The sequence below is a fragment of the Enterococcus silesiacus genome, assembly GCF_001886225.1.
Taxonomy (GTDB): domain Bacteria; phylum Bacillota; class Bacilli; order Lactobacillales; family Enterococcaceae; genus Enterococcus_L; species Enterococcus_L silesiacus.
In genome coordinates this window covers 32907-56907 of sequence record NZ_JXLC01000028.1, presented here as the reverse complement: position 1 = coordinate 56907, position 24001 = coordinate 32907, and the positions used below count along the sequence as shown (strand labels likewise).

General features: G+C 37.3%; 26 protein-coding genes and 2 pseudogenes. 22 read left to right on the top strand and 6 right to left on the bottom strand.

What is annotated here, in order from left to right:
- Nucleotides 1–29 precede the first annotated feature (29 nt).
- The 4 genes from RV15_RS15715 to RV15_RS15700 all read right to left on the bottom strand — a co-directional run bounded on the left by RV15_RS15715 (nt 30) and on the right by RV15_RS15700 (nt 3668).
- Nucleotides 30–725, bottom strand: coding sequence for a GntR family transcriptional regulator (locus tag RV15_RS15715; protein ID WP_071878957.1), 696 nt, complete (start codon nt 723–725; stop codon nt 30–32).
- A gap of 73 nt (nt 726–798) precedes the next feature.
- The gene (celB, locus tag RV15_RS15710; RefSeq protein WP_071878956.1) at nt 799–2067 is read right to left on the bottom strand and encodes a PTS cellobiose transporter subunit IIC; all 1269 of its coding nucleotides are present in this window, start codon (nt 2065–2067) and stop codon (nt 799–801) included.
- A 182-nt stretch (nt 2068–2249) separates the two neighbouring features.
- The gene (locus RV15_RS15705) at nt 2250–3062 is read right to left on the bottom strand and encodes a TPM domain-containing protein (protein ID WP_071878955.1); all 813 of its coding nucleotides are present in this window, start codon (nt 3060–3062) and stop codon (nt 2250–2252) included.
- 6 nt (nt 3063–3068) lie between these two features.
- Nucleotides 3069–3668, bottom strand: coding sequence for a LemA family protein (locus RV15_RS15700; protein ID WP_071878954.1), 600 nt, complete (start codon nt 3666–3668; stop codon nt 3069–3071).
- Nucleotides 3669–4083: 415 nt separating this feature from the next.
- Between RV15_RS15700 and RV15_RS15695 the strand changes: the two genes are divergently transcribed.
- The 21 genes and pseudogenes from RV15_RS15695 to RV15_RS15595 all read left to right on the top strand — a co-directional run bounded on the left by RV15_RS15695 (nt 4084) and on the right by RV15_RS15595 (nt 22167).
- Nucleotides 4084–4971: an SDR family oxidoreductase gene (locus RV15_RS15695; protein ID WP_071878953.1), complete on the top strand. Its 888-nt coding sequence runs from the start codon at nt 4084–4086 to the stop codon at nt 4969–4971.
- Nucleotides 4972–5002: 31 nt separating this feature from the next.
- Nucleotides 5003–5438, top strand: a pseudogene (locus tag RV15_RS15690) (DUF2188 domain-containing protein).
- A 135-nt stretch (nt 5439–5573) separates the two neighbouring features.
- Nucleotides 5574–6431, top strand: coding sequence for an AraC family transcriptional regulator (locus tag RV15_RS15685; RefSeq protein ID WP_071878952.1), 858 nt, complete (start codon nt 5574–5576; stop codon nt 6429–6431).
- A 7-nt stretch (nt 6432–6438) separates the two neighbouring features.
- Nucleotides 6439–6561 (top strand): annotated as a pseudogene (locus RV15_RS19125) (DUF3788 family protein); the annotation flags it as partial.
- 210 nt (nt 6562–6771) lie between these two features.
- The gene (locus tag RV15_RS15675; protein ID WP_071878951.1) at nt 6772–8211 is read left to right on the top strand and encodes a glycoside hydrolase family 1 protein; all 1440 of its coding nucleotides are present in this window, start codon (nt 6772–6774) and stop codon (nt 8209–8211) included.
- A gap of 50 nt (nt 8212–8261) precedes the next feature.
- Nucleotides 8262–9683: a PTS transporter subunit EIIC gene (locus RV15_RS15670; RefSeq protein WP_071878950.1), complete on the top strand. Its 1422-nt coding sequence runs from the start codon at nt 8262–8264 to the stop codon at nt 9681–9683.
- Nucleotides 9684–9709: 26 nt separating this feature from the next.
- A complete protein-coding gene (locus RV15_RS15665; protein ID WP_071878949.1) occupies nt 9710–11914 on the top strand; it encodes a glycoside hydrolase family 65 protein in 2205 nt (734 codons plus the stop codon).
- A 157-nt stretch (nt 11915–12071) separates the two neighbouring features.
- Entirely contained in the window at nt 12072–14123 is a 2052-nt protein-coding gene (locus RV15_RS15660) for a BglG family transcription antiterminator (protein ID WP_071878948.1), read from the top strand.
- The gene (locus RV15_RS15655) at nt 14120–14401 is read left to right on the top strand and encodes a PTS sugar transporter subunit IIB (protein ID WP_071878947.1); all 282 of its coding nucleotides are present in this window, start codon (nt 14120–14122) and stop codon (nt 14399–14401) included. Before RV15_RS15660 ends, RV15_RS15655 begins: the two co-directional genes overlap by 4 nt.
- A 25-nt stretch (nt 14402–14426) precedes the next feature.
- Nucleotides 14427–15794 carry a PTS ascorbate transporter subunit IIC gene (locus RV15_RS15650; RefSeq protein ID WP_071878946.1) on the top strand — a complete coding sequence of 456 codons (1368 nt, stop codon included), beginning with the start codon at nt 14427–14429 and terminating at the stop codon, nt 15792–15794.
- Nucleotides 15794–16624: a transketolase gene (locus RV15_RS15645; protein ID WP_071878945.1), complete on the top strand. Its 831-nt coding sequence runs from the start codon at nt 15794–15796 to the stop codon at nt 16622–16624. The genes RV15_RS15650 and RV15_RS15645 overlap by 1 nt, the downstream gene beginning before the upstream one ends.
- Complete coding sequence (locus tag RV15_RS15640) at nt 16624–17547, top strand: transketolase family protein (RefSeq protein ID WP_071878944.1); 924 nt, start codon at nt 16624–16626, stop codon at nt 17545–17547. The genes RV15_RS15645 and RV15_RS15640 overlap by 1 nt, the downstream gene beginning before the upstream one ends.
- Before the next feature lie 104 nt (nt 17548–17651).
- Entirely contained in the window at nt 17652–18182 is a 531-nt protein-coding gene (locus RV15_RS15635) for a DNA-3-methyladenine glycosylase I (protein WP_071878943.1), read from the top strand.
- A gap of 119 nt (nt 18183–18301) precedes the next feature.
- Entirely contained in the window at nt 18302–18568 is a 267-nt protein-coding gene (locus tag RV15_RS15630; protein WP_071878942.1) for an alpha/beta hydrolase family protein, read from the top strand.
- 184 nt (nt 18569–18752) lie between these two features.
- On the top strand, nt 18753–18926 hold the full coding sequence (locus RV15_RS15625) for a WXG100 family type VII secretion target (protein ID WP_071878941.1): 174 nt from the start codon (nt 18753–18755) through the stop codon (nt 18924–18926).
- A gap of 137 nt (nt 18927–19063) precedes the next feature.
- Entirely contained in the window at nt 19064–19465 is a 402-nt protein-coding gene (locus RV15_RS15620; protein WP_071878940.1) for a hypothetical protein, read from the top strand.
- 1 nt (nt 19466) lies between these two features.
- Nucleotides 19467–20723, top strand: coding sequence for a hypothetical protein (locus RV15_RS15615; protein ID WP_071878939.1), 1257 nt, complete (start codon nt 19467–19469; stop codon nt 20721–20723).
- A 21-nt stretch (nt 20724–20744) separates the two neighbouring features.
- The gene (locus RV15_RS15610; protein WP_071878938.1) at nt 20745–21053 is read left to right on the top strand and encodes a hypothetical protein; all 309 of its coding nucleotides are present in this window, start codon (nt 20745–20747) and stop codon (nt 21051–21053) included.
- Between the two features lie 19 nt (nt 21054–21072).
- Nucleotides 21073–21357, top strand: coding sequence for a hypothetical protein (locus tag RV15_RS15605; protein ID WP_071878937.1), 285 nt, complete (start codon nt 21073–21075; stop codon nt 21355–21357).
- 230 nt (nt 21358–21587) lie between these two features.
- Nucleotides 21588–21857: a hypothetical protein gene (locus RV15_RS15600; protein ID WP_071878936.1), complete on the top strand. Its 270-nt coding sequence runs from the start codon at nt 21588–21590 to the stop codon at nt 21855–21857.
- On the top strand, nt 21850–22167 hold the full coding sequence (locus RV15_RS15595) for a hypothetical protein (RefSeq protein ID WP_071878935.1): 318 nt from the start codon (nt 21850–21852) through the stop codon (nt 22165–22167). The genes RV15_RS15600 and RV15_RS15595 overlap by 8 nt, the downstream gene beginning before the upstream one ends.
- 398 nt (nt 22168–22565) lie before the next feature.
- Here the strand turns inward: RV15_RS15595 and RV15_RS15590 are convergent, their stop codons facing one another.
- Entirely contained in the window at nt 22566–22829 is a 264-nt protein-coding gene (locus tag RV15_RS15590; RefSeq protein ID WP_245791398.1) for a MerR family transcriptional regulator, read from the bottom strand.
- 46 nt (nt 22830–22875) lie between these two features.
- Between RV15_RS15590 and RV15_RS15585 the strand changes: the two genes are divergently transcribed.
- A complete protein-coding gene (locus RV15_RS15585) occupies nt 22876–23265 on the top strand; it encodes an ATP-binding cassette domain-containing protein (protein WP_245791397.1) in 390 nt (129 codons plus the stop codon).
- A 98-nt stretch (nt 23266–23363) separates the two neighbouring features.
- Here RV15_RS15585 and RV15_RS15580 read toward each other — a convergent pair whose 3' ends face one another.
- Nucleotides 23364–23612 (bottom strand): hypothetical protein, encoded by a 249-nt coding sequence (locus RV15_RS15580; RefSeq protein ID WP_071878932.1) that lies wholly within the window; start codon nt 23610–23612, stop codon nt 23364–23366.
- Nucleotides 23613–24001 lie beyond the last annotated feature (389 nt).

Below are 24001 nucleotides of genomic sequence, written 5' to 3'. Positions count from 1 at the left end.
TGGCTTACCAACACAATTTGACGTAGAACCTAACTTCTTTGATCATAACGATTTTGACTACATGAAAACTCAATAGGACGTCCATTTTTTGAGTAGACTACTTGCTGCACTTCAAGAACGGGATCATCTTTTTTACACTTGAGATATTGTTGATCGTATTCATCAGATTTATCAGCTTGAATATTTCGATAAGCACCTGCAAAATCGAGCGATAACTGTTCTTTAATATACGTATAAATAGAATTTTTCAAGATATCTGTTGTAAGGCCAGGAACTAAATCACAAGGCATATACGTATGTTCCAAAATAAACGGCTCATCTTCAAGAATTCTAAGACGAATGATCTTATAGACGGGCTGTTCTTTAGAAATGGCTAAACGTTCTTGGACCTCTGTTGAAGGAAATTCAACTTCGAATAAAATAACTTGGCTTTTCAACTTTTTATGGCGGTCATGCATTTGTTTGCTCAAACCATCATATTCATTGGCTGGTGAAGTATCTTTATCCCAAAAAGAGCGGTTCAATACTTTGGTGCCAGAACCTCGTTGAGAATATAAAAGACCTTCCATAACTAAAATACCGATTGCTTTTTTGACTGTCATTCGACTTACGTTGAATTCTTTTACTAAGTCTGTTTGATTAGGGATCAGAGTATCTGTTTTGTAAATATTATTTTTTATTCGATCACGCAAGGTATCTGCGATTTCTTCATATTTTGGCTTCATATCGTTACAACCTCCTCTTCTGTATTGTAACTGATTATGAATGTATAGACAATTAAAGAAAAAGAAAGCACGATTAAATCGCACTTTCTTTTTCTTTATCTAATAAACGTAGGAACGGAAACCAAAGTAGACCGACAATCAGTAAATCAACAAGCTGCAAGAGACCACCTAAGATTGAGTTTGTAGCTAACATGCCGCTAAAGAAAATCGGAACAGTCCACGGAACGGATACACCAGTTGGAGGTGGAACAATGCCGGCTGCCATTACAAGATAATTAAGCACTGTAACAACCAGTGGAGCTAATACCCAAGGAATTAGAATAGTCGCATTTAAAACGATCGGTAACCCAAAAATAACGGGTTCATTTACATTGAAAATTCCAGGTGCTAAACTTAAACGTCCGATATCTCGGTACTGTTTTTTCTTCATGACAAAAGCCATGATCAAAATAACCGCTAAGGTCATGCCAGAGCCACCAAGTCCAACAGTGAATGTTTCCATAAAAGGTTTTGTTATGATGTGCGGTAATTTTTCACCTGCTTTGTAGGCATCTAAATTTTCTAACATCAAGGTGTTCCAAATCGGGTCCATCACAGAATTGACGATGATTTGACCGTGTAAACCAAAGAACCATAAGAATTGTACAAAAAATAAAGCAATCAAAGTCGCCGGTAAACTACTACCTAAGCCGACTAAAGGTTTTTGAATTATTTCATAAATAACATCATGAAGGTTGGTGTTAAATAAACCGGTCACGATTGCGTTGATAAATAGAAAAACAGATAGCGTTAAAATAGCAGGAATCAAGGCAGCAAATGATTTAGCCACAGCAGGTGGCACACCATCAGGCATCTTGATTTGCCAGCCTTTTTTGGTTACTCTACAATAAATTTCACCAGCAAGAAAAGCTGCAATCATACCGATAAACATCCCTTTAGCACCTAAACGGTCTAAAGATAAGACACCAGAAACTTCAGTACCATCTTCAAGCGTCATCATGAAAGGCGTTAAAAGCAGAAAACTAGCGAATGAGACGGCTCCACCAAAAATTCCTTCAACATCATATGATTTAGACAAATAATAGCCAATACCAAATGTAACGAAGACGGCCATAATACTCATTGTCGCATTTTGACCGTTACCAAATAAAGAGGATAAGGTTCCTTTTGTAGCATCACTGAAAAAAGGTAAGTTATTGATAACAACGATGATCGATCCGAACATTGTTAATGGGAAAGATAACATAAAAGCATCTCTCAAAACAGAGAGATAACGGTTTTGTCCAAGTTTATTGGCAAGCGGCATGATCTTTTCTCCAAGAGAATCCATAAAACTATTCATACTAATCAGTCCTTTATAGTCTATTTGTAATCGATTACAAAAATAATATACCACTTTATTTATTAAATGTCTATACTTTTGTTTTATAATGATTGTATATTTTTAGTGTGAAAAAGAGCAAACCAACTAAGGTTTGCTCTTTTCTTGATTTATTTAGATAAAATAAAGGAACGTTTCAGTTTCTAAATACTAGCGCCGCCACCGCCGGAAGAACCGCCTCCTCCAGAGAAGCCACCTCCACCGCCGAAGCCTCCGCCTCCACTTGAAGAGCCGCCGCCAAAACCGCCACCGCCCCAATACCATGGACCACTTCCGCGTCCGCCGCGACCACCACGACCTCCAAATAGCATTAAAGGAAGGACAATGAGAAGAACAAAGAAAATACTGAAAATGCCTTCTCCATCAGAACTGTCATCTGAGGAGACTTGCTCTATCTCATCATCTGATAACGCATTTTTATCAGCAGGATAATCGTAGTGTTTATCAATCAAAGTAGTGACGGCATTAAATGTATACTGCAGTCCTTTGTTAATCGAAGCATCATCACTTGATTTCAAATCCTCCTTGGCATGCTGTAGAATGTTTCCGGAAATACTATCGGTGATCACATCTTCTAAACCATAACCGACTTCAATTCGGACATTCCGATCGCCACCATTGACTGCATAAAGAATCAAAACGCCATTATCTTCTTTTTGATTGCCGATTTTCCATTTTTGAAAAAGATCGGGCGCATAACTATCAATACTATCACCGTCAGTCGAATCGATCACAGCCAAAACAACTTGAGGCGCTTCTGATTTTTGTTTATAAAGCTCGCCTTTTCTTTCAACTAAATTTTTAGTTGTTTCATCAAGAATTCCTGGTTGATCCAGGTAAAATTGATCAGGCGATCCTGGCAAGATTTCAGCAAATGCTGGTGTTTGAAAGCTGACGAAAAAGGTGACAAGGAAAAATAATACGCTGGGCAATAAACCTCGTCTAAAAAGTTTCATCGATCATCACTTCCCACTAGATGTGCTAGTAGAATTATCAAAATTCACAGAAGGCACAGTGCTGGCTGTTGGATCAGCTTTAAAGTAATCCTTCTTACCTAGACCCATCATATTTGCAAAGATATTTTTAGGGAAAGAAACGACTTGTTCGTTGTATTCTTTTACAACATCATTGTAACGTTTACGTTCAACTGAAATGCGGTTTTCTGTTCCTTCTAATTGAGTCATTAATGTTTGCACGTTATCATTTGATTTTAGTTCTGGATAATTTTCATTGATAACATTGATCAAGGTACCTACAGATTGATCCAATTCTTGGCTGGCTTTGATTTTATCCGAATCATTGTTAGCAGAACCATAAGCTTCACGGGCCTTAGCAATATCTCCAAAGACCTTTTGCTCTTGTTGCATGCTACCTTTTACGCTATTAACTAAGTTTGGAACGAGATCTGCTCTACGTTGCATTACGTTTTCGACTTGACTCCATTGGGACTCAACTGATTGTTCTTTCTTTGCTAATCCGTTGTATTGACTAATTCCGAATACGCCGATTAAAACAATGACGATTACAGCAATCAAGCCAAATCTTGTTTTGTTGTTTTTCATAAATATCTCCTCCTAAATTTAAAAGCTGAACGAGCTCGTCCAGTCTTGACAGAAAAATAGGAAAATATGTTTGTGACGGTTTATGTCACAGGCAGATTTTATCTTTTTTCCGAAAGACTAGCTCGTGAAGCTAGATACCAATAAAAGTGTAACGGGCTTTTTAAACTTGATGTAATGATATTGTAATATTTTTGCAATGTTTTGACATCCATCTTAAGACCTATTTTTTATAAATAAATGGATTTATATAGTTAATTATAAGGATTTTTAAGTGATAAGCCAAAGAAACCGACTTTTATGAAAAAGTATTTGGTGTAAAAACGTATAATTTGTCAGGGGTCATATTTTGTATTAGGGTAAAAGAGTAAGCTGGTAGTTCTTTTTTATTGCCAACAAATTCATAGGAGGAATCAAGATGACAGAAAAAATCGAAAATCCGTTAACAAGATTCTACGATGGAAAATTTGAAAAACAATCACAAGAAGCACCTGCGTTACAACAAAAAATGACACCTGTGCCTGATTGTGGAGAAACAACTTACAAAGGCTCTGGCAAATTGGCAGGGCGTAAAGCGTTGATCACCGGTGGAGATTCTGGAATCGGACGTGCTGCAGCTATTGCGTACGCAAGAGAAGGCGCTGATGTAGCAATCAATTATTTACCTTTTGAAGAAGCAGATGCTAAAGAAGTTAAAACATTAATCGAGGCGGAAGGACGTAAAGCAGTATTATTGCCAGGAGATTTAAAAGATGAAACATTTACGCGAAAACTTGTTCATGATGCTGCTAAAGAGCTAGATGGTTTGGATATTTTAGTCTTGAACGCGGGGATGCAGCAAGCAGTTGACAACATCAAAGACTTATCAACGCAACAAATCATGGATACCTATACAACTAACATCATATCAATGTATTGGGCAGTGCAAGAAGCGCTAGATTACTTGCCAAAAGGCGGTAGTATTATTACAACGACTTCAATTCAAAGTGCTGAGCCAAGTGCAAATTTATTAGATTATGCAGCAACAAAAGGGGCGATCACTTCATTTAGTAAAGGCTTATCAGCACAATTAGCTTCTTCAGGAATTCGGGTAAACACAGTTGCTCCAGGACCGATTTGGACAGCTTTGCAAATTTGCGGTGGACAACCACCAGAAAAAATTCCTGAATTTGGACAACAAGAAGCAATTGGTCGAGCGGGACAACCTGCTGAATTAGCTGCTGTTTATGTATTCTTAGCTTCAAATGAGGCCAGTTACGTTACTGGACAAGTTTATTCGATCACAGGTGGTAGTTTCTTTGCTTAACTGATTTTATGATGTAAGGAGATGAATGATAATGCCTTGGGATTTAGAGGATTATCCAAGTTCGTTTAAAAATTTTGACCCTTTATTAAAAAAGAAAGCCATTGAGATTGCGAATGCATTAGTCAGTGAAGGGTATCCAGATGATAGAGCGATCCCAATTGCGATTTCACAATCGAAAAAGTGGTTGAGTGAAGCGACGGATACTGAAAAAGCTGTTTTTAAGAAAGAGGCTGACCCTAAGAAGACAGATAAACACAGCGATAAAAAAATCAATACAGATTTGCTAGATAATGATGTGTTGGTTTATTATAAAGAAAATCGGTGGTATGTTTCAGACGAAGAATGCTGAAAAAGCGGTCGATTCATTTGATACTAAAGAACAAGCGATAGAAAGAGCAAAAGAAATCGCTGAAAATAAAGACTCAAAGGTTATTACTTATAAAAAAGCTGAAAATCCAGATAACTAATTTTCTTAAATCCGAACCTCTAAAAAAGCAGAGTCATGTGCGCTGTTTATTTAGGGGTTTGTTTTCTATTTCGTTAAAAAGATAAACTATGATAGAATAATTTGCAAAACAGGAGAAAGAAACGGAGGGAAATTAATGGCTATTTTTTTAGAAATGCCCATACTTGATCCGGAATTTCCTTTTCGAATTATTTTAAATGATGGGGATATTTTGACTACACCTCATTGGCATAGAGAAATTGAGCTGATTTGTGTGACAAAAGGCAGTATCAACTTAGGTATCAATGATCAACCATATACTTTATCAGCGGGAGAGTTGGTATTGATCAACGGTGGTGATATCCATTATGTGTTGGCTTCGCCTGGCAGTGAGCGAGTTGTCTTTCAATTTGATCTCACTTTTTTTGCTCGTTTAAATACAGATGAAATCAATTTGAATCAGTTTTTTGAAGCTATTGAACCTTTGAGTCCTAAATGGGGGAGAGAAAATGAAGCGGTTGTAAGGGAAATTCTGCTAGAAATGTATGCGGAAGAACGAAAGCAAGCGTTAGGGTTTCAATTTCAGCTCAAAGCAGATTTATTAAAGCTTTTGGTTTACCTTTTTAGACATATTCCTAAAAAGAAAGACAAGTATCAAACACATGAAAAAGTTCAGAGCAAAGATATTCTTGAAAAGTTAGATCAGGTTTTCCGTTATGTTGAAAAAAACTATACAAAAAAGATTACACTGGAAGAAGTCGCGGCGTCTATCGGCTACAGTCAATTTTATTTTACTAAGTTTTTCAAACGGAATACGGGAAAGACATTTATTACGTTTTTAAATGATTATCGTATCGATAAAGCGAAGTGGCTACTAATCAATTCGGACGATACTGTTTCTCAAATCATCAGTCAAATCGGAATTGAAAGTGATAAAACCTTTTATCGTTTGTTCAAGCATTCGATGGGGATGGCACCATTGAAATATCGAGAAAAGATGAGTATAGAAATCTAATGAGAGGATGGGACAGAAGTGCTTAACCCCGAGAAATAAGAGGGAATTCACGAAAATTGTTCTTCAAATTTTTGTGAATTTCAGCTTATTTCTGAAGGGGTTGCTTCTGCTTCCACCGTTTATTCGGTTGCTAAGTGATTGGGTTGTAACTCACAGAGTTATGGCCCAATCACTTTTTTTGCACGACAATATATGAGAATGATAAGGCAAATTTGTGGGATTGAAACCGCTTGTAAATCTTTTATAATCAAAGTGTGTTTAAAACATGTTTATAAATAAGCGCTTATAAGCATAAGTAAATAATAACTATAGTACTATTTTTGAGAATAGAGGAATGAAGATGCAGGCACAAAGAGGATTTTTATGGGGCGGAGCAATTTCGGCGGCACAAACAGAAGGAAATTATTTGGCTGATGGCAGAAAGATGTCGAATTTTGATTATCTTCCGTTAAACGATCAACGGTTAAAGCCGGTGTATTTGGATCAAGAACCGACGATTTTGAATCCAGTAAAAGAAGAAATTTATCCAAGTCGCACCGCGATTGATTTTTATCACACATTTATAGAGGATATCAAATTATTAAGTGAGCTTGGCATCAATAGTTTCCGTTTTTCGATTTCGTGGTCACGGATTTTTCCGACAGGAGAAGAAGGTGAGCCGAATCAAAAAGGTTTAGACTTTTATGACCAAATTCTTAGCGAACTTGAAAAATATCAAATTGAACCGATCGTGACGATCAGTCATTTTGATTTACCGTTTCATTTGGTGGAAAAATTCAATGGTTGGCAAAGTCGTGAGGTCGTTGATTTATATGTCAAATATGCAAAAACGATGATGACTTATTTTAAAGGGCGAATCAGGTATTGGATTCCATTTAACGAGATGAACATGGTATTGCATATTCCCTTTATTGGAGGCGGCATCACGTTTAATTCAAAAGAAAATCCATTACAAATTCAATATCAAGCGGGGCACCATCAATTATTGGCGAATGCCCTGACGATCAAAGCTGGAAAAGAAATCGATCCAGATGCTCAATTTGGGGCAATGTTAGCGGCTGGTAAAACCTATGCGTATACATGTGATCCAGAAGATGTATTTGCTGCACTCAAAAGTGATCGGGAAAATCTATTGTTTTCAGATGTTCAAGTTTTTGGAGAATACCCTAAATTTACTACGAGCTTTTTCAAACAAAATAAGATTGACTTGACGATTACAGAGCAAGATAGACAGATCTTAAAAGATAATACGGTTGATTTTGTTTCATTCAGTTATTACTCAAGCGCCTGTACTTCAGCGAATAAAGAGGGATTGGAACAAGTCGCAACGAATGGGTTTATGACAGTGAAGAATCCTTATTTACCAGAAAGTAATAGTGTCTGGCAAAATGATCCGGTTGGTCTTAGAATTACGTTGAATCAATTATATGATCGTTATCGGAAACCACTCTTCATTGTCGAAAATGGGTTAGGAACACAGGATGTATTAAAGGGTCAAAAAATTGATGATGAGTATCGAATCGATTATCTAAAAGGGCATATTCAAAATTTATTGCTGGCATTGAATGAAGACGGCGTGGATTTAATTGGTTATATGATGTGGGGAATTATTGATTTAACAAGCGTAAGTGAAGGGCGAATCAGTAAACGCTATGGTGTAATCTATGTTGATTTAGATGATGAAGGCAACGGAACCGGGAATCGATTGAAAAAGGCTAGTTACGTTTGGTATCAAGAAGTTGTGAAAACCAATGGTGCTGCGGCATTTAATGATTATTAAAGTTTGTTGAAAAGATCAGCTACATGTTTAAACTGAGAGGGGAAAGAAACATGACATCAAAAGACAATTATAACGAATTAGCGCAACAAATCATCGAAAACATTGGTGGAAAAGAAAATGTAGTTTCAGCAGTTCATTGTGCAACGCGACTACGTTTTCATTTGAAGGATGACACTAAAGTAAATGAACAAGCATTAAAAGAATTAAATGGTGTTGTGGACATCAATCCAACACCAACCCAATTTCAAGTGATCATAGGCAGTCATGTGGCCAAAGTGTTTAAAGAGGTCATTGCTCAAGGAATCGTTAATGGGGATGCTGAAAATAATGACACACCAAGTGAAAAACAAGAGACAGGGATTTTCAACAAAATTGTTGATACGATCACGGCTTGTATGACGCCAATGATCCCTGCACTGACTGCTGCTGGGATGATCAAGGTTATTTTATCATTAAGTACGACGTTCCATTGGTTATCCAATGAATCAAGCACGTATCGTGTATTAGACTTTATTGGAGATAGTGCGTTTTACTTTATGCCGATCTTGTTAGCGGTATTTGCTTCACGTAAGTTTAAGGTGAATACGTCACTTGCGGTAATTGTTGTCGGAATTTTACTGCATCCTAATTTTACTACTTGGGTTGCAAGTGGCGATCCGATGTCATTTTTAGGTATGCCGATTCAAGGGGTAGGCTATGCGGCTTCTGTCATTCCGGCCTTATTAACAATTTGGATCATGTCTTACATTGAACGTGGTGTAGATAAAATTACGCCTAGTTCTCTGAAAATCATTTTAAATCCAACGTTAGTATTACTTATCACAGCGCCTTTAGCATTGATTGTAATTGGTCCTTTAGGAAATTATGCGGGTATGGGACTTGCTTGGATGATCAATTTATTAGAAGGAAAATTAGGTTTTATTATGGTAGCGCTACTTGCGGCAGGTATGCCATTTATCGTAATGACCGGTATGCATCACGCGTTGACGCCGATTTTTGTTGCGTCATTTGCTGCAACAGGAACAGAATCATTGATTTTAGTTGCTCAAGTTTGTGCTAATTTAGCTCAAGGTGGGGCCTCATTAGCGGTAGCGTTGAAATCAAAAGATAAAAGTGTTAAATCAATTGCAACTGCTGCGGGTATTTCAGCAATCATGGGGATTACAGAACCGGCTTTATATGGGGTGACAATGAAGTATAAAAAGCCATTGATCGCAGCGGTGATCGGTGCGGGGATTTCCGGTTGTTTTGCAGGGATCATGCATGTTACTCTTTATGTACCACAAAATAGTGTGATGGCAATTCTTGGATTTTCTGGGGATAAAGGCGTAACGAATGTGATTGCAGGAGTATTGATGATGATCATGTCATTAATCATTCCATTTATTTTGACATTGTTTTTACAAAAAGAGTCAAAGCCAAATGTTTCTAGCAAAAAAATAGAAACAAAAACAACTGCTTCTGCTATTTAAAAAAAGCGAAACAAAGGAGAAAATAGATGAATTCTGAGTATTTGCTGACTTTAAACGATCTTAATAATCAAAGTCCTGAATATATTGAAACCTTGTTTGCATTGAGCAATGGTCATTTAGGAATACGTACATCCAGCGTTGTAAAAGGTAAAACAACACACGGTAATCCTGGAACATTTATCAATGGATTTTATGATACGCATCCTATTGTTTATGGAGAATGGGCCTATGGTTATGCGAAAAATCATCAAACGATCGTAAAACTGCCTGATATAAGAAGCCTCATTATCGAAATTGATGGAGAAAAGTCAAATGAAACAGATTGGCTTGTGGAACAAACCGATTTTCAATTAAATATGAAAACAGGCATGCTGGAAGAACGTTATGAAATCGAGACATTGCAAGGAAAGAAATTTACGCTATCTCTTTGTTCATTTCTTTCTTATTCACACTCTGAGATTAGCATTTTTCAGTATACGATCGAAGCGCTGAATTTTTCTGGTGAGATGATGATCACTAAGAATATAGCGTTTCAGGAAAGCAAAGCCAATGATGAGGGCACGATCGATCCGCGAGTTGCTTCGTCTAAAAGTAAACTTGGTATCAAGCAACTAAACAATGAGTGGCTCGAAGTGAGAACAGAATTCAGTGGACAAGCTATTTTGATTTCTCAACTGATGGAGACAACTGATGGGGCGAACGAAATTGGTTGTCAATCTGTTTCAAAACGAGTTTTTGTTCGAGAAAATCAAGCAGTTATTTTGACAAACTATGTTGTGCTGTCAAAACCTCTCACAACGGATAATTGTCATGTCATCGAGACAGAAAAAAACAAATTAACCGAAGTCAGGAATAGCTTGAAGTTTGATCAGTTAGTCGAAGAACAGGTACAGCATTTTTCTGAATTCTGGCAAGCAAGTGATATTGAAATCACTGGTGATCCGATTCTTCAAAAGGGCATTCGTTTTAATGTATTTCATTTATATCAAAATGCAGGTCGAGATGGTCTAACAAATTTTGCTGCGAAAGGATTGACTGGTGAAGGGTACGAAGGACATTATTTTTGGGATACAGAAATGTATATCTTGCCGTTCTTCATCTATACACAACCGAAAATTGCCAAACAATTACTAACGTATCGGGTATCGATTTTACCAAAAGCGCAAGAACGAGCAAAGGAATTGGCGCAAGAGAGCGGGGCGTTATTTGCTTGGCGGACGATCAATGGCGAAGAGGCTAGTGCGTATTATCCTGCTGGAACAGCTCAAGTCCATATCAACGCCGATATTGCCTACGCCTTTCAATTATATGAACGAGTAACAGGAGATCACCAATTTATCGCAGAATCTGGTGCTGAGGTGATTTTTGAAACCGCACGTTTTTGGCTGAACTATGGTAGTTGGATCGGTGCTGAATTCTGTATTAATGGTGTGACGGGGCCCGATGAGTATACAGCCTTGGTCAATAATAATTACTACACAAATAAGATGGCACAAAATAATTTGAGCTATGCCGTTACTTTAGCGCAACGTTTGAATTCAGTTAAAGAAGAAGAATGGTCTGCTTGGCAAGAAGCGGCCGAAGGGATGAAATTGCCATACGATCATGAACAACAACTGATCAAACAAGATGACACCTTCTTTGAAAAAGCTAAATGGCCATTTGCAGAAACGCCAAAAGAGAATTATCCGTTGTTACTACATTATCACCCGATGATCATTTATAAACATCAAGTATGTAAACAGGCGGATGCCTTACTAGCTGAAATGCTGTTTCCACAAGATTACTCAATGGAGCAAATTCAAAGAGATTATCAATTTTATGAGGATGTTACGACGCATGATTCTTCGTTGTCACGCTCGATATTTAGTATTTTAGCTAGTCGTACGAAGCAACTAGATAAAGCATATAGTTATTTTATGGATACCGCGCTGATGGATCTAACGGATTTACAAGGAAATGCGAAAGATGGAATTCATGCAGCGAACATGGGCGGTAGCTGGCTAAGTATTATTTATGGCTTTGCTGGCCTCACAAGTGCAGGTCAGACAATCCAAATTGAGAATCATTTGCCAAAAGAAATTGAGGCATTGGCATTTAAGCTAACGATTCATGGTACACCAGTCAAGGTTCAAATGGATCAACAAGAATTAAACGTAACACTTTTAGAATCAAACGAACTATCTATAAAACAAGTAACTAAAAATAAGGTAATCATTGTAATCCACTAACAAAATAGCTATGGGGTCAGTAATCAATTGACTTCCATGGCTTTTTTGTTATTTTTTTAATTGAGTCCAATCATTTTGAAAAATCAAAAACAGATTAGACCCAACGTTTCTTTGTTTTGTAGCGTTTACATTATATAGTGAATACAGGAGGAACAAAATGATTGATTATCGAATGAGTTATCTTATCGATAGGCCGCATGGAGTGGGTTACACTATTCAAGAGATCAATGAGATTACAGGATTACCTACCGAAACAGTGATTGATCAGCTAGGAAAAATTGATGAGCAACTGCAGCAATTTTCTTACGAACCAATCTATTGTGAAGAAGGAAAGATCTATTTTTCAAAGCAAGTCGTCGATAAATGGTTAGAACTTCATTTTGGTAAGCTGGAAACAGAGATTTTCTATTTAGAGTATGAAAGACAGGCGTTACTTTATCTGCTGACGTTTATTGCAGAAGAGGATTTATCTGTTTACCATTATCAAGAATTTTTTCAAGTGAGTAAGAATACGATTTTAGCGGACATCAAAAAGTTGCGTAAGCATTTAGCTAAGCAGCAAATCAGTTTGGATTATTCACGAAGAAATGGTTTCTATTTATCTGGTTGTGAAGAGCAGCTTCGGATTCAAGCCCATCAGATGATCGCGAAAGTCATGACGCAAGTTTCAGGGAAATGGGGATTGAAAAAAGGGTTGATGAAGTATTCAAAAACGTTTGAAGCAGGTGTTCGTTCTTATCTTTTTGAAACGATTAAAGCAAGTGAGTTAGTGATAGTGCCAAGTCGAATCGAAGAGACAATTTATTTTATGGCGTATGTTTTAAAACGGGCAAAAACACATTCTTGTAGGTTGGATAGACAAGCAAGAGAGACGCTAAAAGAGTTGAATGCTTTTTATGGAAGTCAGTTGTTTTTAGCAAAATTTCCTGAAATAGTAGACCTAGAAAATGAGCAATTCTATTTCACTTTAATTTTTATGACAATCACGCAAGGAGAAGTCCGTGATACAGCATTAGAATTTTTACTAGAATGTGCGAGTCAGGTCATTCATGAGATGGAGCGTTTAGCGGCAATCGAGTTTAAAGCTTACCGAAAATTACTACTCGATCTTTTTTATCATTTAGTGCCAGCATTTTTTAGAATCAAGTATCATTTTTCGCTAACCAATGTGCTGACAGAAGAAATCAAAGAACAATATGGTGAAATATTTACTTTAACAAAAAACGCGCTACACCCTTTAGAAATGTTGGTAGGCCAGTCAATTCCAGAGGAAGAAGTTGGTTATTTTACGATTTTATTCGGTGGTGAAATTGGCAATCAACGGGAGTTAAATCGGGTGATCCGTTATAAAGCATTGGTTTTGTGTCCAAGTGGCATCAGTTCGTCTTTGATTATGCAATCAGAGTTGAAGGAACTTTTTCCAACGATCGATTTTAGTTTAACGACAACAGTCGATCAGCTTGAAAGTATTGCTGAAGCTGAATATGATGTGATTTTTTCCAGTGTTCTGTTGAATGCCCCAAAGAAAACGTATCTAGTCAATCCGATCATGTCCCAATTAGAAAAAAACAAATTAATGCGCTGTGTGCAGGAAGATTTATTGATCCCAGGAATTATTGTCCCTTCTATCGACGAAATTATTGAGACCTTATTACCGTATATCGAATTAAAAAAAGGCGTTACTAAAGAAAAAATGTACCGGATCTTAAATCGAAAAATGATCAAGAAATTAAAAGTGAAAGAAGATGAGAAGCCAATGCTATCGGAGTTGCTAACGACAGAGATGATCCAGTTGACGGATAAAAAATTAACGTGGGAAGAAGCGATTGCTTATGCGGCCCAACCCTTGAAAGCTCAAGGGAAGATTACAGAGAACTATATTGAAGCCATGATCCAAAAGGTCAAAGATTACGGCGCCTTTATTCATATTGGTAAAGGAATCGCATTGCCTCATGCCAGGCCTGAAGATGGGGTCAAGCAATTAGGCATGTCGCTTTTAAAGGTGAAAGAACCTGTTTTACTTTTAGATGATCCTAAGCATGAGATTACGATTTTTATCTGTTTGGCAGCGGTTGATAGTGAAATGCATTTAAAAGCGTTGGCGAGTTTAACGAAAATTTTATCGAACAAGGAGAATTTAGAGAAGCTATTAGCAGCAAAAGACCAAGCAACAATTATTCAGTTATTAAAGGAAGGAGAATCATTATGAAAATGGCAGCAGTTTGTGGATCTGGATTAGGATCTAGTTTTATGGTGGAAATGAATATCAATAGTGTCTTGAACGAATTAGGGGTAACAGGAGTTGAGGTGGCGCATTATGATATGGGAAGTGCAACACCGGATTTGGCAGATGTCTTTTTTGTGGGTGGGGATTTAGCGGATAGTGCGCAGCATTTAGGGAATGTGGTTGTTCTAGATAGTATTATCGATATGGATGAGTTAAGAGAAAAGGTCAGAGCAGTTTGTGTGGATGAAGGGTTACTCTAAAGTCTAAAGAAGGTAGGAGAAAAATATGAATAGTATCTTAAATATATTGATCGACATTGCAAGCACCCCAGCAATTCTGGTAGCCTTGATCGCAGTTCTGGGCCTAGGGTTACAGAAAAAGCCAATTTCAGATGTTGTCCGTGGTGGTATCAAAACCTTTGTTGGGTTTTTAGTGGTAACAGCAGGTGCTGGCGTGATCGAAGGCTCACTGGCGCCATTTGGAGAAATGTTCCAGCATGCGTTTAATATGCAAGGTGTGGTGCCGAATAATGAAGCAATCGTTGCCTTGGCTTTGACAAAATATGGGACATATACAGCACTTATTATGTTAGCGGGAATGGCGTTTAATATTTTGATCGCCCGTATTACGAAATTTAAATATATCTATTTAACAGGTCATGCCACGCTTTATATGGCGTGTATGATTGCTGTGATCATGAGTGTCACAAAAATGAGTGCCGTACCGTTAGTGTTAGTTGGTGGCTTGGCGTTAGGATTAGCGAATACGATTTTCCCTGCGATCGCTCAGCCGTTTACCAAACAAATTACCAAAAATGATTCAGTGGCTTTAGGTCATACAGGGAATTTTGGCTATGCTCTTAGTGGGTTTATCGGTAAATATGTGGGAAATAAAGAGAAATCAACCGAGGATATCAATTTTCCAAAAGGCTTGTCATTTTTACGTGATTCAACAGTTAGTATTACGTTGACGATGGGGATTGTGTATACAATTGTGGCCTTGTTTGCAGGAAATGAGTTTATTGCTGAAAATCTTAGTAATGGAACCAATTATATTATTTATGCACTACAACAAGCAGGGATGTTTGCGGCAGGTGTGTTTGTGATTTTAGCGGGGGGTCGTTTGATTTTAGCTGAAATTGTGCCCGCATTTAAAGGGATTTCTGAAAAATTAGTGCCGAATTCGATACCAGCGTTGGATTGTCCAATCGTTTTTCCTTATGCACCAAATGCAGTTTTGATTGGCTTTTTAACTAGCTTTGTTGGTGGAATTGTTAGTTTATTTATTATGATTGCAACAGGTACGACAGTGATTATTCCTGGTGTGGTGCCGCATTTCTTCTGTGGTGCGACAGCCGGTGTTTTTGGCAATGCTACTGGTGGTGTTCGAGGAGCGGTTGTAGGGTCATTTATTCATGGGGTGATTATCAGCTTTATGCCGATTTTATTGATGCCCGTTATGGGGGATTTAGGTTTCCAAGGATCGACTTTCTCTGATACAGATTATGGTGTGACGGGGATTTTCCTTGGTAAATTAGCCGATATGGGTGGTCAAATTGCTGTTGTTGCTGGCGTTTTAGCAGTGTTGGCGTTATTGATTGGATTAACGGTTTTCGGCAAGAAAAAAACGACTGAAACGAAGGAGGCAGCTTAATGGAAACGACAAAATTTGCGGATCAGATTCGGTATTATACGATGAGAGAGCTAGATAATTTAGGATTTGGGCATTTTGGCGGTAGCTTGTCTATTGTTGAAACGTTGGCAGTTCTGTATGGGAAAGTCTTGAATGTGTCGCCAGAAAGAAAAGATGATCCAGATCGTGATTATTTTGTTTTATCGAAAGGGCATGCAGGACCTGCTCTTTATGCTACGTTGTTTTTAAAAGGCTATTTTGATGAAGAATTTCTTTATAGCTTAAATCAAAATGGCACTAAATTACCGTCACATCCAGATCGAATCAAAACACCAGGTGTAGATATGACCACAGGATCGCTTGGACAAGGGATCTCAGCTGCGACAGGAATTGCGAAAGGCAATCAATTGTTAGGTAAAAGTAATTATACCTATGCAATCGTTGGTGATGGGGAATTAAATGAAGGTCAATGTTGGGAAGCCTTTCAGTTTGCGGCGCATCACAAGCTGGATCATTTGATCGTGTTGATCGATGATAACAAGAAGCAATTGGATGGTTATACAACAGATATTTGCGATCCGTTTGATTTTGTCGAAAAAATGCAGGCGTTTGGGTTTAATAGTTGGCGTGTTGACGGTGGCGATGTAATGGCGATTGAAGAAGCGGTTATTCAGGGGAAACAAGTAAATGGTAAACCGACAGCAATTGTTTTAGATACAATAAAAGGACAAGGGGTTCTTTACTTTGAAGAGTTAGTGGATAATCATCATGTTCGTCCAGATGAGGCAGGAAAAATAGCAATAAAAGAAGCAATCGCAACATTAGCTGAAAAGATCGAGGTGAATCAGTAATGAAAGACTTAGAGATGCGGCAAGTGTATACAAAAACAATTCTAGAATTAGCCCAAAAAGATCAGAAAATCGTCGCCTTAGAAGCGGATCTAGCAAGTTCGATGGGGACGAGTAAATTAAAGGAACAACTAGGCAAGCGTTATATTAATGTGGGCATTATGGAAGCAGAAGAAATGGGAGCAGCCGCTGGTTTGGCTGTAACGGGATTTATTCCATTTATCCATACCTTTGCTCCTTTTGCTACGAGACGCTCTTTTGATCAAGTCTTTCTTTCACTTGGTTATGCTCAAAATCATGCAGTCATCGTGGGAACTGATCCAGGAGTAACTGCTGAAATGAATGGCGGAACGCATATGCCGTTTGAAGATATTGCCTTGATGCGCGTGATTCCGAGAAATCAGATCTATGAAGTATCAGATCCTTATCAATTTAAAGCCATTTTGGAATATGCTCACACAGCCCAAGGGTTATTCTATATTCGGACGATCCGTAAACAAGCAAAGTCACTTTATAATGGAAAAGAAGATTTTTCTAAAGGTTATTGTAAGCTAAAAGAGGGAACACAAGGGACGATTTTTTCTAGTGGAATTATGGTAGAAGAAGCCCTTCAGGCAGCGGATGATTTAGAGAAAAAAGGAATTTCAGTTCAAGTGATCGATTTGTTTAGAATCAAACCAATGAATGAAGACATCGTGATTAAAGCAGCTAAACTAGGGCCGATCGTAACAGCGGAGAATCACAATGTGATCGGTGGATTAGGAAGTGCTGTAGCCGAAATCGTTGCTGAAAATCATCCAGTAAAAATGAAGCGGGTCGGTGTAAAAGAGCAATTCGGTCAAGTGGGTAAAATGGCGTATTTAAAAGAAGTTTATGGATTGAAAGCTGTTGATATTTCAAAAGCGATGTTAGACTTATTAAAATAGATAAACAGGTTTAGAGTCTGGATATACTCCAGACTCTTTTTAGTTGAGATATAACGAACTCGTTATGCTATTATAAAAGAAATAGAGATTCATAGGAGAAAAAGATGAAAAAAAAGCAACAGTCAAAATTCGACTGGTACCACAACCAATGGGGCAAACCCACACATGATGATCGTTTACTTTTTATTTTACTGACTGTAGGAACTTTTCAGGCTGGATTAAGTTGGAAAGCGGCCGCTGGTAAATTAGAGGTTTTTTTGAGAAACTTCCATAATATGGAGATTCAAAAAGTTGCAGGGATGATGCCAGACGATGTGGAAAAAATCATGCAAGATCCTGAAATGATTCGCAACCAAAGAAAAATCAACGCCACGATCCAAAATGCCCAAGCGATTTTAGCAGTGCAACAAGAATACGGCAGTTTTGCTGAGTATATGTGGGATTTTGTTGGTGGTGTTCCGTGTTTGAATGTGTATGAAGAAGCGTATGAGGTTCCAAATGTTACCCCGTTATCTAAAAATGTCGCGAAAGATATGAAAAAACAGGGTTTTACCTTTGTCGGTCCAGTTGTGACATATATGTTTATGAAAGCTAGTGGAATGATTCAAGATGAAGTGTTGAATCAAGAGTTATGATAACTCCTTAGAAATATAACTCTAAATAGGATGATTTAGATATAGCAACAGATATACAGACAGTTGGTGCAGGATGCGATAAACTTAAATCATTTGATTGATTTGAGGTACCCGAAACGGTGGACGCCCAATCTGTCACAGCCCAGCAATTCGCAGACTCTATTAGAAATCAGTATCCTTTTGCGACAATTACAACGACAGGACATTCTTTAGGGGAAAGTTTAGCTTTTTACATTGCCGCAGAAAATAAGTGGATGAATGTAGGGTTCAATGGTCCTTATGCTGGAAGCATGATGTCAAAGGATGGAAAAAATGGGCAAAAGACAACCCAGGTATGTTTTATAATTATCGCAATAGGAACGATGCTGTCGGAGGACTTCGAGTGACCGGTCGAGAGTTTGCCATTATTATTGAGATGGAAAAAGATGGAAAGATGGCTGATCGAATTGATGGTGCTTACCATAGTCTGGTTATGAATGACAAATGAATCCGTCAAAAGTCTTGTTTTCTATCAGAAATATAGGTCTTTTTTTAATATTTTGATAAAAATAAACAGCTTATTGTGATAAAATGAAAGATGATTCACAAGAAGTTCGGGATATTCTACAAAAAATACAATCTGAAAAAGATACGATTCAAGGCAACTGGAAAGCTAGTGAGTTTAACAGCTTTAACGATCAATTCACTACTTTTAAACCAAAAGTAAGCGAGTTTTCTGAATTATTAGAACAGATCAACAAATGATTGAACGAAGTTGCAAACAATGTGGAAGAAGCAAATCAAAATAGTTTTTCTGTGATTGGTCGCGGTCTATAAGAAATTTAGAGAGATGAAGTGGCTTTTACCAGATAGGGTTGCTGCTGTAGATTGGAGAAAAATAAATGATTAAAAAAAACAAAGTAGTAGTATTTATTTTTGTCATTTTAATTGTATTAGGAATAGGATTTGGAGGGAAATTGTATATGGAAAAAAAAGCAGAAGAAAAAGTCAAAGAAGAACAGATATTACAAGCGAAAAAAAATATAGCATTATTTGTTGTGCAGAATTATTCAGATGTAAAGTCAATAAAATTTTCTGAATTTAAGTACAATACAGAAACTGGATCTTGGCATGTTTCTGCTAAAGTCAATCAGGATAATTTAATAACATTTTCTTTAGAAAGAATAGATAAAGTAAATGTTGATTCTATAGGTACAAGAATAAATCCTGCTACTTTTAAGTTAGAAAAATTAGAGAATAGAAATAAAACATTAAATGATATTGATATCTTAAAGGAGAATTAATATGATTAGTGATCAAGATTATAAGATATTGGCAGATGAAGTTTATGATGTTGATAACAAAAAAAATGATCATCCATGGGCAAAAGGAGATACTTTAAGTAACCCAAAATTGTCAGCCGATTATGAAGTATTAAGAGTAGAAGATAACACAAAAAACGGAATGCAAGCAATGGCCGTTGCCCCAATAGTTAACGGAAAAGCAGACACCTCAAAAGTAGTGATTGCCTATGCAGGAACAAATCAAGCGGATGATTTAGATATAGCGACAGATATACAAACAGTTGGTGCAGGAAGTGAGAAACTGAAATCGTTTGATTGGTTTGGAGCACCCGAAATGGTGGACGCCCAATCTGTCACAGCCCAGCAATTCGCAGACTCTATTAGAAATCGGTATCCTTTTGCGACAATCACAACGACAGGGCATTCTTTAGGAGAAAGTTTAGCTTTTTACATTGCCGCAGAAAATAAGTGGATGAATGTAGGATTCAATGGTCCTTATGCAGGAAGTATGATGTCAAAAGATGGAAAAAAATGGGCAAAAGACAATCCAGGCATGTTTTATAACTATCGAAATAGGAACGATGCTATCGGAGGACTTCGAGTGACCGGTCGAGAGTTTGCAATTATTATTGATATGGAAAAAGACAAAAAAATGGCGGATCGATTTGGTGGTGCTTACCATAGTCTTGCTATGTGGGAATTTGATAAAAAAACGGGGCGATTGTTAATTCCTGACAATGAGTTCAATGTAAAAGCGATTAAAAAAAGAGCTGAGAATGATAAACAGCAGTTACTAGGTGTTCTTAGTAGCACACAAGCGTGGATGAAGTTCTTGCGAAATAAGTTAAAGAAAAGTGGTGGCGGTTTATCAGCTAATGAAGCTATTTTCTTAGACAGCGTTGAAGCACTTCTTGTGTTAAATGCGCAAATGAGTACGGTCAATGCGACGTTTTTGGAGGCAGAAAGTTTCCTTCGTCGGCAAACAGAAAAAGCAGAACAATCTTGGCAAAAATCATTAGAAGCAGGAAGAACATTAGGTCATGATTTAAGCGAACCAGAAGTACTAGACGCACTCGAATCTATAGGTGTCAGTAAATCGATCATTTCCGATCAACCTAAAGAGAGAAATGAATCGAAAATTGCTGAATACAAAGAGATTGCAAGCAGTTGTGATACGCTCAAAACAGAAATTCATGGAAGTATTGAAAAACTGTTGTCTGTTGATCAACAATTAGCGAAACAATTTCAACCAGAATAACTGTAAAGGAATGCGTTAAGAATGGATAAAGAAGAAGAACTAAAGCTAGAGTATATGAAAGAAGTGCGTATATGTGAGGAAAAAGAAAATCAGTTAGCTTGGAACAAAAGAAAAATATTTCAAGAAATAGATGACTATGTCAAAGAAACTGAGTATTGGGCAGGAAAACTCCCTTATGGTCGTGAAGCCATATCTGAAGCGTATCATCATTTCCAAAATGAATCATTGGAGTTAGAGGATCGATTCCATCAAGAAAGAAAAAAAATAATGAACGAGATGGAAGAGTTAGAAGAGAACTATAGAAAAGAATTACGTAATTTAGAAAATTAAAAGGAGGATTTTAGAAGATATGGCAGAGCTATTCACAGATGAAATTCTTGATGAAGCTGGACTAAAGGAGCTTAGAAAAGCGAGACAAAAAAATAATATTCGTTCTTTCGTAGGGACTGCCGCGCTCATGGAACACACATCAAGAGAAAAAGAAGTAAAATCAATTACTGACACGTACATAAATGAATTGAAAAGTTCTTTAGAGAGTTTATCAAGTAATTTAGGCAGCTCTCTAAAAGGACAAGCTGGAAAAAAAGTAAAAGAAGCAATAAAACAGCAGGCCTCAAAAATTCAATCAATATAGATGAAGAGGGCTTTCCAGTGAGCTATCCAGCTAATTGAAAGGCACATGGGGCAAATCAAGCCAAAGAAAGCATTCGACAAAAATAGAAATCTTATTAAATCAAGGTTTCTGCTTCAATATAGAGGTAGAGCAATTGAATTTTTTTTCGACTGCTGAAAGCTTCTGGGCTTTTGGAACTTGGTATAATTTTTTATCATGTTGACTAAACAATTAAAAAAAGAGGTGTTTTTATGGACGAAAAAGAACTTGAACATGAAAAGGAACGACAAAAAGAGCTTATCCGAAAAATAGGCGAGGAAGCTGTAGCTAAGCAGCAACAAATCCATGAGACTGTTGAAAAAAATACCAGTGAAATAATGGCTCGTATGCTTGAAACCATTCAAGACACACAGAAATTAGTGGAGAAGTGGTCGGGTCTTGAACAACCTGCAAAGAAACCTGACCTTCACCTAGTACCACCCCTCTCCTCAGAAACATCAAAAGAGGTACCTCATGACTGAAAAACGACCTAAAATAAACATAGAAATGATTCCCGCACAATACTATCCTCATGTTCGTGAAGAATTAAAAAAAGAGCTAGAAGGACAGTTTCCTAATAATCCAGAAGCCGTTGCAGAACATTTAGGGTTTGCAGATAATCTTCACACACTAGAACAAGAAATGGAAAAAATTATGATTTCTGTTGACCAACGAATGATTGCTGCAGAAAATAATGCATTGACTTTTTTAGAAGCTTCGCCTGAGCGTATTCCTCTTCATATCAAGCGTTTAGCTACTTTCTATGAACAGTGGAAACATAAAAATAGATAAACAGCCAATTAGAAAGTGAAGACTATATTCTCTTCCTTAGCTTGTTTTTTTCGAGTGTTATAACTGAAGTTCTAACACTTTTTTACTCAGAATCTTGGATAGCCTTGGAGAAAAGTACAGAAGAGACTATTCTACTTATAGAAACGATTTATTTTTATAAGCAGGTTCTATGACCGAATGGGTAGTGTAGTTCTTTTCGTACGACGAGTAATTGCATGAGCAAATAAGTAAAATAATCTAGTTTGCACCTCAAGGTTACTGGGAGAAGAGTCTCAATAAGTGATCGATCTACAAGCTACTTCTGTCATCTCTTATATGACAGGAAATAGCATGTAGGTCGATCGCTTTATTTTCATTCTGTTTGGTGAGGGTGATTGTTCCTAGCTCTTTGTTGTATTTCAATAAAAATCAGTGCTAGGAAAATCTTCAAAAAAATCTGGCTGTAAAAATTGAATCAGCGCATAAATATACTTGTTGGCAATCATTTGACGTTTAAGAAGTTCATTCAAAATACGTAATGATTGCTCAGCTAATTCAATCATTCGCTTAGGCGAGTCTGCTTGAAATTGACTCAATATTTCCCGGACTTCATTTAATGACCAAGTAGAGGCTCGAATCAAACGGATAAATAATAATTGCTGTAAGGCATATTCATCAAACATTCGATAGTTGCTCTTGGGGTCTCGAGGAACTTCAAGAAGTTGTTCTTTGGTCCAAAAAGTATTAGCGTTGGGTGCATTGGAATTCTTCAAAGAGCCAGCAGTTTTGAAAAAAATCCAAGCGATGGAACAAGTCGGATTAAGCTATTTAACCTTAGGGCAACCGATGAACACCTTATCTGGTGGGGAATGTCAACGAATGAAATTAGCCAGTGAGTTTTATAAAAAAGGCAGTATTTATGTGTTAGATGAACCATCAACGGGGCTGCATTTATCTGATATCGAGCACTTGACGGAAATCATGAATCACTTGGTAGATCAAAGGAATACAGTTATTGTGATCGAGCATCATGTTGATTTGATCAAGCAAGGAGATTGGATCGTAATGGCGGGAATCAAGGTGGGAAAATTGTTTTTGAAGGGAAACTGGAAGGCATAAAACATAGTCACTCGATTACGGGGATGTTTATTTAGTGATAGTTAAAAAAGTCGGAGAGAAATGTTTCTTCGACTTTTTCTATTTCTATAAATCATTCGTTATTTTCCGCTTGCAAATTTATTCAAATATTTATCTGCTTCGGTTATTAATGTATCAAAATTTTGATAAACCACTTCAAACATTTCAGCACAAGCTTTCACCTCTTGCGGAGTTCTCCTTATTTTAGCATCAAGAAAGTGAGGCATAAAATGTAGTACTTTGTGCCACATTTCCAGTTCACGTAAATAAGCTTTTATCTCCAAAATATCCTGATAAGCGATTGTTTTTGATTCCTGTGATTTTCCCATGTCTACATTCTCCTAGTCTAAATTTGATTGAAAGTCCAACTAGATAGGCAAATAAAAAACGATCAGACCCACGCCTCATCGTTTTCAATAGACACAACCACAGCAAATTTGTCGACACAATCCAAAAAAATTTCTCACATAAGGTAGAAATCTGCACTGAAATTGGGTACAATAAAATATGCTGGTACTTTGGTATCGGCTATCGGCAACTTGTATTGGCAGTGGATGCTGTCTTTACAGGGCCTCATGATTTTGGTTCCCGCCAAAACGTGAGGTGCCGTTTTTTATTTTCTATCAGGTCGTTGTTACATAATAGGATAGAAACAAAAAAAGATATCGGAAGAATTTCCCAATACCTGTTCATCAATAGTATGAACTAACTTTACAGT

Coding starts and splice junctions, on each gene's coding strand:
- RV15_RS15660 (WP_071878948.1), top strand. CDS start 12,072: ATGATTGATTATCGAATGAGTTATCTTATCGATAGGCCGCATGGAGTG.
- RV15_RS15675 (WP_071878951.1), top strand. CDS start 6,772: ATGCAGGCACAAAGAGGATTTTTATGGGGCGGAGCAATTTCGGCGGCA.
- RV15_RS15705 (WP_071878955.1), bottom strand. CDS start 3,062: ATGAAACTTTTTAGACGAGGTTTATTGCCCAGCGTATTATTTTTCCTT.
- RV15_RS15610 (WP_071878938.1), top strand. CDS start 20,745: ATGGATAAAGAAGAAGAACTAAAGCTAGAGTATATGAAAGAAGTGCGT.
- RV15_RS15670 (WP_071878950.1), top strand. CDS start 8,262: ATGACATCAAAAGACAATTATAACGAATTAGCGCAACAAATCATCGAA.
- RV15_RS15580 (WP_071878932.1), bottom strand. CDS start 23,612: ATGGGAAAATCACAGGAATCAAAAACAATCGCTTATCAGGATATTTTG.
- RV15_RS15695 (WP_071878953.1), top strand. CDS start 4,084: ATGACAGAAAAAATCGAAAATCCGTTAACAAGATTCTACGATGGAAAA.
- RV15_RS15665 (WP_071878949.1), top strand. CDS start 9,710: ATGAATTCTGAGTATTTGCTGACTTTAAACGATCTTAATAATCAAAGT.
- RV15_RS15600 (WP_071878936.1), top strand. CDS start 21,588: ATGGACGAAAAAGAACTTGAACATGAAAAGGAACGACAAAAAGAGCTT.
- RV15_RS15620 (WP_071878940.1), top strand. CDS start 19,064: ATGATTAAAAAAAACAAAGTAGTAGTATTTATTTTTGTCATTTTAATT.
- RV15_RS15650 (WP_071878946.1), top strand. CDS start 14,427: ATGAATAGTATCTTAAATATATTGATCGACATTGCAAGCACCCCAGCA.
- RV15_RS15615 (WP_071878939.1), top strand. CDS start 19,467: ATGATTAGTGATCAAGATTATAAGATATTGGCAGATGAAGTTTATGAT.
- RV15_RS15625 (WP_071878941.1), top strand. CDS start 18,753: ATGAAAGATGATTCACAAGAAGTTCGGGATATTCTACAAAAAATACAA.
- RV15_RS15655 (WP_071878947.1), top strand. CDS start 14,120: ATGAAAATGGCAGCAGTTTGTGGATCTGGATTAGGATCTAGTTTTATG.
- RV15_RS15715 (WP_071878957.1), bottom strand. CDS start 725: ATGAAGCCAAAATATGAAGAAATCGCAGATACCTTGCGTGATCGAATA.
- RV15_RS15590 (WP_245791398.1), bottom strand. CDS start 22,829: ATGTTTGATGAATATGCCTTACAGCAATTATTATTTATCCGTTTGATT.
- RV15_RS15605 (WP_071878937.1), top strand. CDS start 21,073: ATGGCAGAGCTATTCACAGATGAAATTCTTGATGAAGCTGGACTAAAG.
- RV15_RS15595 (WP_071878935.1), top strand. CDS start 21,850: ATGACTGAAAAACGACCTAAAATAAACATAGAAATGATTCCCGCACAA.
- RV15_RS15700 (WP_071878954.1), bottom strand. CDS start 3,668: ATGAAAAACAACAAAACAAGATTTGGCTTGATTGCTGTAATCGTCATT.
- RV15_RS15635 (WP_071878943.1), top strand. CDS start 17,652: ATGAAAAAAAAGCAACAGTCAAAATTCGACTGGTACCACAACCAATGG.
- RV15_RS15640 (WP_071878944.1), top strand. CDS start 16,624: ATGAAAGACTTAGAGATGCGGCAAGTGTATACAAAAACAATTCTAGAA.
- celB (WP_071878956.1), bottom strand. CDS start 2,067: ATGAATAGTTTTATGGATTCTCTTGGAGAAAAGATCATGCCGCTTGCC.
- RV15_RS15645 (WP_071878945.1), top strand. CDS start 15,794: ATGGAAACGACAAAATTTGCGGATCAGATTCGGTATTATACGATGAGA.
- RV15_RS15685 (WP_071878952.1), top strand. CDS start 5,574: ATGGCTATTTTTTTAGAAATGCCCATACTTGATCCGGAATTTCCTTTT.